This is a genomic window from Mesorhizobium sp. B2-4-19, from assembly GCF_006441315.1.
Classification (GTDB): Bacteria; Pseudomonadota; Alphaproteobacteria; order Rhizobiales; family Rhizobiaceae; genus Mesorhizobium.
This window is the reverse complement of sequence record NZ_VFUV01000006.1, coordinates 294,541-303,013: the sequence shown is the minus strand read 5'-3', so window position 1 is coordinate 303,013 and position 8,473 is coordinate 294,541. Positions and strand designations below refer to the sequence as shown.

At 63.4% G+C, this 8,473-nt stretch carries 8 protein-coding genes; 4 read left to right on the top strand and 4 right to left on the bottom strand.

Going from position 1 to position 8,473, the window contains the following annotated elements; genetic code table 11:
• The first annotated feature begins 172 nt into the window (after positions 1–172).
• Both FJ546_RS13820 and FJ546_RS13815 read left to right on the top strand, forming a co-directional pair.
• Entirely contained in the window at positions 173–1,273 is a 1,101-nt protein-coding gene (locus FJ546_RS13820; RefSeq protein WP_140889833.1) for an OmpA family protein, read from the top strand.
• A 7-nt stretch (positions 1,274–1,280) separates the two neighbouring features.
• Positions 1,281–2,519, top strand: coding sequence for a caspase domain-containing protein (locus FJ546_RS13815; protein WP_140889832.1), 1,239 nt, complete (start codon positions 1,281–1,283; stop codon positions 2,517–2,519).
• Positions 2,520–2,566: 47 nt separating this feature from the next.
• Here FJ546_RS13815 and FJ546_RS31600 read toward each other — a convergent pair whose 3' ends face one another.
• Positions 2,567–2,794 (bottom strand): hypothetical protein, encoded by a 228-nt coding sequence (locus FJ546_RS31600; RefSeq protein ID WP_246686847.1) that lies wholly within the window; start codon positions 2,792–2,794, stop codon positions 2,567–2,569.
• Between the two features lie 9 nt (positions 2,795–2,803).
• Here FJ546_RS31600 and FJ546_RS31595 point away from each other — a divergent pair, with 9 nt between their 5' ends.
• Positions 2,804–3,241 carry a hypothetical protein gene (locus tag FJ546_RS31595; protein ID WP_246686846.1) on the top strand — a complete coding sequence of 146 codons (438 nt, stop codon included), beginning with the start codon at positions 2,804–2,806 and terminating at the stop codon, positions 3,239–3,241.
• Between the two features lie 75 nt (positions 3,242–3,316).
• Complete coding sequence (locus FJ546_RS13805) at positions 3,317–3,820, top strand: OmpA family protein (protein ID WP_140889830.1); 504 nt, start codon at positions 3,317–3,319, stop codon at positions 3,818–3,820.
• 84 nt (positions 3,821–3,904) lie between these two features.
• Here FJ546_RS13805 and FJ546_RS13800 read toward each other — a convergent pair whose 3' ends face one another.
• The 3 genes from FJ546_RS13800 to FJ546_RS13790 form a co-directional block, all read right to left on the bottom strand.
• Complete coding sequence (locus tag FJ546_RS13800) at positions 3,905–5,233, bottom strand: caspase domain-containing protein (RefSeq protein WP_140889829.1); 1,329 nt, start codon at positions 5,231–5,233, stop codon at positions 3,905–3,907.
• 303 nt (positions 5,234–5,536) lie between these two features.
• Positions 5,537–7,972, bottom strand: a complete 2,436-nt coding sequence (locus FJ546_RS13795; RefSeq protein WP_140889828.1) for a M23 family metallopeptidase — start codon at positions 7,970–7,972, stop codon at positions 5,537–5,539.
• On the bottom strand, positions 7,969–8,469 hold the full coding sequence (locus tag FJ546_RS13790; RefSeq protein ID WP_181167923.1) for a DUF1036 domain-containing protein: 501 nt from the start codon (positions 8,467–8,469) through the stop codon (positions 7,969–7,971). The genes FJ546_RS13795 and FJ546_RS13790 overlap by 4 nt, the downstream gene beginning before the upstream one ends.
• Positions 8,470–8,473: the final 4 nt, after the last annotated feature.

Below are 8,473 nucleotides of genomic sequence, written 5' to 3'. Positions count from 1 at the left end.
GGGCGGATCGGGCGGTTGGGGATGAGCGCCCGATAGAAGGCAATTCCGCCCACGCATGGCAGGTTGACGTTACGTGTCGAGGCCGACTCGAACCGCTCGCCAAGCAAGGGCAAGTGCTCTATGCTGCCATTTCCTGCGGTATCGAGATAGGTTGTCCTGGCGGGGGCGTTCCATGTTCGAAGTCGTTGCATTCTGTCGAAAAGTGCGCGCGAAGGCCGGAGCCTTTGGTTTGGTCCTTGCCGCGCTGCTGGGCTTGCTGGTCTTCGAACCGCACGCCGCCAACGCCGCGCCGAACTGGACGCTCGATCCCGACGCCTCGGTGCTCACCTATCAGTCGGTCAAGAAGAACACGATCGTCGAGACCAACAAGATCAGGAACATCACCGGCACGCTCAGCGCCGCGGGTGATGCCAAGGTCACCTTCGACCTCAATTCCGTCGATACCGGCGTCGACCTGCGCAATGTGCGCATGCGCTTCCTGTTCTTCGAAACATTCAAGTATCCGACGGCCGAGCTGACGGCGAAGGTGGACCCGGCGGCCTTTGCCGACTTGCCGGCCAAACGCCGGATCAAGGCAAGCTTGCCGTTCCGGCTGAGCCTGCACGGCGTCGACAAGGATCTGGAGGCGAGTGTCGTCGTGACCATGATCAGCGACACTCAGGTTTCTGTTGCGTCAGAGGCTCCCGTCGCGGTGCATGTCGAGGATTTCGGCCTGCTGCCGAACGTCGACAAGCTGCAGCAGGCCGCCAATGTGACGAACATCGTGCCGACCGCCTCGGTATCCTTCGACTTCGTCTTCGTCGCCGAAGGCAGCAAGCCGGCCGCGGTGCAGACTGTCGCTGCCGGCGCCGCCGATGTCGGTCCCGTGGCCACCGACGCCGCGAAGGCCAATTTCAGCGACGAGGAGTGCCTCAACCGGTTTGCCGTGTTGTCGCGCACCGGCGCCATCTACTTTCGTCCGGCCAGCGCCCGGCTCGATGCCAAGAGCCGTCCGCTGCTCACCGAAGTCGAAGGTGTCGTCGGCAAATGCCCGACCTTGAAGGTGGAGGTCTCCGGCTACACGGACTCGGACGGCTCGCCCGAGGCCAACAAGGCGCTCTCCGAACGGCGCGCGCAGGCGGTTTCGGATGCGTTGATCGCCGGTGGCGTGCCGCGTCAGCAGATCAGTGCCGCCGGCCATGGCGAGGAGAGCCCGGTTGCCGCCAACGATACGCCGAAGAACAAGGCGCTCAACCGGCGGATTGAATTCTCCGCCACGAAGCTCGCGAACTGAGGTCGGGGTGGGTTCCCGTACAATCGCCTTTTGCGCCGTCTTGCTTCGCGGCGCCGGCCTTGTCGCGCTTGTCCTGCTTTTGACTTTGACGGCCGCCAGTGCCGAGCGCCGTATCGCGCTGGTGCTCGGCAACTCGCAATATCAGCACGCCGCGCCGCTCGCCAATCCTGCACGCGATGCCCAGGCGATGGCCGATCGCCTGCAGAACCTTGGTTTCGAGGTGATATCCGGCTTCGACCTCACCAAGCAGCAGACGCAGGCCACGGTCGCCCAGTTCGCCAAGCAGGTGCGCGGCGCCGATGTGGCGCTTTTCTTCTATGCCGGCCATGGCCTGCAGGTTTCGGGCAAGAACTATCTGCTTCCGGTGGATGCCGCGCTGGAGGACGAGACCTCGCTCGACTTTGAGGCCGTGTCGGTCGATTTCATTTTGCGCCAGATGTCTCGCGAGACCAGCATAAGGCTGGTGTTCCTGGATGCGTGCCGGGACAATCCTCTGGCCGATGTGCTGGCAAAGACCGCCGGCATCAAGGGTGCAAGCAGCGGCCTTGCGGAAATTCCGATCGAGAATGGCGGCGCCGGAACGCTCGTTGCCTTTGCCGCCAGTCCCAACCAGCTCGCCTATGACGGGTCCGGCGATCACTCGCCCTTCACGACGGCATTGCTTCAGCACATTGGGGAATCCAATGTCTCCATCACCGAAGCGATGAACAGGGTGACCAGCGACGTCTTCAAGGCGACCGCCGGCAAGCAACGCCCCTGGATCAATGTTTCCTTGACCACCGAGGTTGTCCTGCACAAGGTCGATCTCAAGGCGCCGCTGATCGTCGGCGAGGCGAGCCCCCCGAAATCTGAAGCCGGATCCGACACGCGCAACACCGGCGCTTCGCCAGGCCAGAATGCCGACCAGCTTGCGCTTGATACGCTGCGTGCGAAAATCCCGAAGCTGGCTACCGACGGCCCTATCCTTTTTGATCGTCCCGTCAAGTTCGGCGACCCGGCGATCGACGGCAAGAGCATCGCCCAACTGATCAAGAGCGAACCGCTTTTCAGTCCGGTGGAAGGCCTCGACAAATCGGTCTGGCAAGGCAAGCACTGCAACAACTGCCATGAGTGGAATGAGGTCCGGCTTTGCGAGCAGGCGAAGAATTTCGCCGCCAACGACGTCTCGGTCCTGCGCCTGCAGCATCCGCTCGGTACCCGCTTCAAGGTGGCGCTGGCCAGATGGGCGCAAGGCGGCTGCCAATAATGCCGGCCTGATACCAGCGATGACGGGCAGCGATCGGCGAAATGCCGTTACGCCTCCATCTGCGCCATCTGGATGCCCATTTCGACAAAGGCCGAAAGCACGGCAAAGCGGTCCGCCAGCGAGGCGCGGGCCAGCCCGGCCAGAATTCCGGCATTGACGGCATGGGCGGCTGGAAATCCGGTCGACACCATGTCGAGGGTCGGGTCGCGCCATACCGCTGCCAGGGCGATCCAGGCGGCCGGCGTCGCCGGCGGCAGGTCCAGGGAATTGCTCAAGACTGCTTGATGGTGGGGATTGTCAGGTTCGCCGACGCGGTCGTGGACAAGCGCCAGCAATTGGAGATCCCGGTCCGCGAGGAGCTCGGCGAGATTGCTCAGGCATTCATGTCCCCACCAGACGGCGGCTCGCTCGGGCAGGAGGTAGGCACAGAACGTGACTGCTTCTTCCGGCACGCGCCCGGCAAGCAGGGCTCGGCAAAAATCAAGCGGCGGCTGGCCGGTGGCCAGCGATTTCATGTCCCTGGCGATGGCGGGACAAGCAAGAAACAGATCCCGTGCCGTTCTGTATCCGAGTTCATTGGCCATGGCTGTCACACCCCAAGAACCACCAGAGCAGCACTCAAGCCTGCGGCCGAGCGTCGGTCAAGCGTCAGTCGTTGGCAGGTGGCGGCCAAGGGCGGCATGCGTTTTGTTCACAGACAATCGCTTGCCGATTTGATATGATGCGCGCCAGCGAAATTCTCTTGGACAGGAGTGACGGTCATGCGATGGGGCAGTTCAGCCTTGGCATTGGCGGCCATGCTTCTTGCAACGCACGTCTTTGCCGATCCGCTTCAGAAATCGGAAGACATCGTCAAGTTCTTCGCCGGACAGACCGGCAATCTGGGTGCCGCGCGCGGCATCTGCGTCGGCACGGAGGAAGAGTGCAAGAGCAAGGCCGAGAAGACTGGCTCGGCTGCACAAAAGACCGGTCTCGACATGATGATCAATTTCGGCCTTGATTCCGCGCAACTCGACCAGAGGGCGCGCACCGAACTCGACGAGTTCGCCAAGGCGCTGAAGGACAATCGGCTGAGCACGTTCAGCTTTGTCGTTGAAGGCCATACCGATGCAACCGGCCCGGATCGCTACAACCAAGACCTGTCGCAGCGGAGGGCCCAGTCGGTGGCGGCCTTCCTCGAAGCGAACGGTGTGGAACCTGCCAGGCTTGAAGCAATCGGCCTGGGCAAGTCGCACCCGCGGGTCGCCAACCCTTACGATCCGGTCAACCGGCGCGTGGAAATGCGCATCAGGACCGAGTAGGCGATCGCCGCCAGGCCGATCCGTCAACAGCGATAACGGCAAAAGGAAACTCGTCCAACGCGGGTTCCCTTCGACTGGCCATGATCAATATCTCATCGCGCCGCCGATCACGACGCCGCTGCCGAAAATCAGCGCCTTGGTCAGGAAGTCATTGTTGTCTCTCCGGCGCGGCTCGTCACGCATCACAATCTCCCTGTTGCGCCAGCGCTCGACGATCTGCTGTCTTCGCGGTTTCCGCTGCGCCACCGGTTTCAGCGTGCGGGTCTTCTGCACGACCTGTTTCTTCGGTGGTGCGGCGCGGATCTGGTCGGCGGCCGAGGTACGAACGGCCGAGCCGGCATTCGCGTTCGCATCGCTCGTGTCGCGCGCCGCGACCTGCTTGCCCGCCTTTGAGGCCTTCAGCTGGTCGATGTCGAGCCTTGCCACCGTGGCGAAGCGGCCGCTCGGGAACTGGTCGAGATAGGCCTCGTAATAGGGAATGGCATTTTTCTTCGAAGCCTCGTCCCAAAGCCGCTGCTCGACCTCCCAGGACGGCGGATCGCTTGCCACGGGGGCGGGCGCTGTAGTCGTCTTGGCGGCGTCGGCCACCGGCGCTACGGCGGGTGGGGCTGTTTGTGTCGCGGGCTTGCCAAGGAAAACCTCGCGTCCCAGCGATGCGTTGTGCCATGGGCGCTGTCGGCCTTGCGTTGCTTCCGTCACGTCGCCGCGCACGCGCGTCAGCGCGCTCTGAATCTCGACACCGGGTTCGGTCAGGTGCTTGGCCAACGCCAGGGAGTAGGGGCTGTCTAAGCCGTCACCGTCGAAAGCGATAGCGCCGGGATCGGTTGCGTAAGCGATCAGGACACCGCCGGTGCCGACGCCGTCCGCCTTTGCATCCACCGGCGCGAGGCCGGCGCCAAGCGAGCGGCTCTTGGGCAGAGCCGCAGCCAGGGTACGACCCAGCGGATTGTCGCGGCAGGCATCGAGAATGATGATGCCGACGGCGGGATCGGCAGGCAGCGCCGCCATGAACTCGTCGATCTGGACCGTGCGGGTCTTGAGATAGGCGGGCGAGGTCAGATCGGCGTCGACCGGTATGAGATAGTTCTTGCCGTCAACCTGCATGCCGTGGCCGGCGTAGAAGATGACCGCGAGGTCGGCGTTGTAGGATTCTTCGGTGAATTTGCTGATCAGGCCATGCATGCCGGCATTGTCCTGGTCGACACCTTCGATCACGTCGAAGCCGGCGCTGCGCAGCGTCGACGCAATCAGATGGGCATCGTTCGCCGGGTTGGGCAAGGCAACGGCGTTGACATATTTGCTGTTGCCGATGACCAGCGCGACACGCTTGCCCTCGGCTGTTGCGGCCTGGACGCCGAAGGCGGCAAGGATGGAAAGGACAAGTCCGCTCAAAAGGATGGCAAGCAGTTTCATGGATCAGCCCTCCGGCCCATCGGGGCACGCTATTGATCTCTGCGCATGCTCATTTCGTCAGCCATAAGTCGCTTCTGCCAAAATGGCTCTCAGGCTTGTGTAGCCCCGGCGACAGCTTAGGTTCACCGGATGCACCTGGCCTCCGCAAATATTTGCCGATATGCCCAGTGGCAAAACCGATCGAGCAGGCGATCGTGCCGCCCTTGAGCCGGGACGGTCTAATTCCTTGTTTTGACGCAACTCCCAAGCGAAAGCGCTGCGCGCTTTTCCCGGGAAAACCGTTCATACTCTTCCTGGAATTGCTCAGCCCGGCTCAAGCGTCCCTTGGATTGAATTGAGCAGCGCGGTTATCGCCTGCTTGTATTTCTCGAACTCCGGCGACGTCTGCCGGACCTCGGTCGTGGTTGTCGCCGGCTGGCTCTGATCGGTCACCACGCGCGGCGCTTTCTGCCCCATTTTCCGCTCGGCCCAATCGATGACGTAGCCGACGGTCTTGCCGGTCAGGAACGGATTGGCCTGGATCACGGCTGCGCCCAGAACGGCGGTCAATTGCGACGAGCCGGACGCAGCCAGCACCTGGTGCGCTCCTTCCATGCCAAGGAAGTGGCAGAGATAAAGACGCCCGGCGGTGATCTGGTGGCCGCGGGCGCGCAGATAGGCCTCCCCTTCGCGCGCCAGGTTGCGCACCATTTCGCGCGACAGCGTCGCGTCATAGCGAAGCGCGAGCAGGTCGGCGGTCGAAAGCGATCGGGCAAGGTCGGGACGGTAGGTGTTCATCATCCGGATCCAGGTCTTGGTGATGAACTGGCCGGCGCCGGTTGCCGACGAGTTGGGATTCTTGGCGCGGGCGCTGCCGCCGCTTTCGACATGGACGATCCGGTCGGTCAGCGTCTCGACCGCCGAATCGCCGGGCCCGCCGGAACTGACGGAAACGGCGGTGGCGACTGTGGTGACTGTCCCGAGCGGGTCGATCGCCTCGCCGTTCTCGTAGAGCTCGAAATGCAGATGCGGGCCGGTCGAAAGCCCCGTGGTGCCGATATAGCCGATGACGTCGCCGGCCTTCACCTTGGTGCCGACGCCGCTTGCGATGGCGAATTTTTGCATGTGCGCGTAGCGCGTCTCGCGGCCGTTGGCATGCGTGATCTTGACCAGATTGCCATAGCTGCCGCCATCGCCCTGGAAGGAAATCTCGCCGTCGAAGGCGGCCATGACCGGCGTCCCGACCGGAGCCGCCCAGTCGACACCCTTGTGGATCCGAACCGTGCCGAGCATCGGATGCTTGCGCGGGCCGAAGGTCGACGTCATCACCCCGGCGACCGGCGTGACCATGCCGTTGGTGACGTTCAGCGAGCGAACCTGATCATCGCCGGTCACGCAGGCGTATTGGCCGTCGCTTTGCTGGAAGACGAAGCAGTCGAGGTTCTTGTCCTTACCCAGGACGCCGACGTAAAGCACCCGTCCGGAGATCTCGCCCTGGTCGCGCGGCGTCTGCGAGTAGATCATCACCAGGCGCTGGTCCTCGCTGGCGAAAGCGTCGAGGTCCTGTCCCCTCGACAGATACATGATCGCTTCCCCGATCACGCTGGTCGGCACCTTGTTGCGTGCCGCGGTCGAGTAGATCGCGTCGAGCAGGCGGTACTGCCGCTTGGGCCCACCCTGGTCCGAGGCACCGGAATAGTTGAAGAGATCCTCGCGAACCCAGGGGTCGACGCCGGAAACGAAGGCGCCCGCCGCGTTGCGCGTCAGCGTGCCGACATAGACGTTTCTTGCGTAGACCGAGACCTGCATCAGCGACATCGTCGTCGTCTCGCGGTTCGGCCGGAAGCCGCGCATGGCGACCACGAAACCGGCCTCGAGCCCGTCGTGCTTGAACAGTGCCTTCAGCGCCTCGCCCGCAAGCCTGGCGTCGTCCGCGGAGAAATGCGCGTCGAGCGCCACGCTATCCAGGCTGCGGTCGTTGAGGATTTTCACGAAAGTGTCCTCTGTCGCCGCGAAGCGCTGATATTCGCTGGTGACGGTCGCGACGGTGGTGTTGTTCTCGATCGCGGTTTTCTTGAAGGCGGGGAGCGCTGCCTCGCCCTGGTCGATGGTCTCGCCCCAGCCGGCCTCGGGGTCGTCCGCGTCGGCTTTGGGCGCCGAACCGGCGGGGGGCTCGCCCGCGTCCGGCGGCGCCTGCAGGTCGTTCGCCAGATCGCCCGGCTGGTCGTTGGGCGCCGCAGCAGGTGCGGGCGAGGTCGGCTGCTGATCGTCCGGCGCTGCGGTTGAAGGCTTCGCGGCAGTCTGCCGCTGCGCCTTGAAGAAGGCAAAATCCTCCTGCGTCGACGGAATCGTCGTCATGAACTTCTCGCTGGCGCTCAGCATCACGTCGGACAGAATCTCGATCTGCGGCGAGGCCCCGGAACTGTCGAGTCCGGCCGGGCGCGCAACCGTGTGGCCCTTCGTGGCGGTGTCCGCATCGGGCGCCAGCGTGATCCACATCGGGTCACCGGCAAGGTCGATGATGGCCGGCACATAGACCGAGGCGTCGGGTGGCACGTCTTCCATGCCTTCGACCGGATGCAGTTCCTCATCCTCGTCGCCGAACGACCAGTTGTCCTTGGTAAGATAGAAGCCGGTGGCGATCGCGATGACGGTGAGCGCAGCGACGCCAGCAAGAACGCGGCGCCAGAGTTTGCGTCTGCGCTCTGCCAGGCGTGCCAGCTTCTTCTGTTTGAAGCTCGTGTCGATGCTGTGCGTCACGGGCTGTTTCCGGTCAGGAAATAGGTCCAGCGCACCTGCTCCAGCGTATCGACCTCGACGAAACGCGCCGCGATATGACCGCGCTGCCAGCACTCCTCGATGCCACGGATGGAGAAGCGGCGCCGATCAATGCACATCCCGGTCGATCCGTTGAGGATCGCATGGCCGAACACGTCGGTCGCGTAGAGGTAGATGTAGCGGTTGGCCAGTTCCTCGCGGATGACGTTCACGCACTGGTTGGCGCCGATGGTCCACCAGCCGTCGGTCTGGTCGGCATTGTCGACCTTCTGTCCGACGGCGAGGTTGACGACGTCGAGCGTCTGGTTGCAGACGGTGAATTCGGCATGCGCGCTGTTGGTCGAGAAGATAACGAGCAGCGCCGCGCCGAACAGCGCGGAAAATGCCAAGCGGTCGGAGAAGTCCGCCAACAATCGAAACCAGCTACGCTTTGTGCGTGACGAAGGCTGGCAAAATGAATGCGAGGGGCGAAGGTCCATTGGC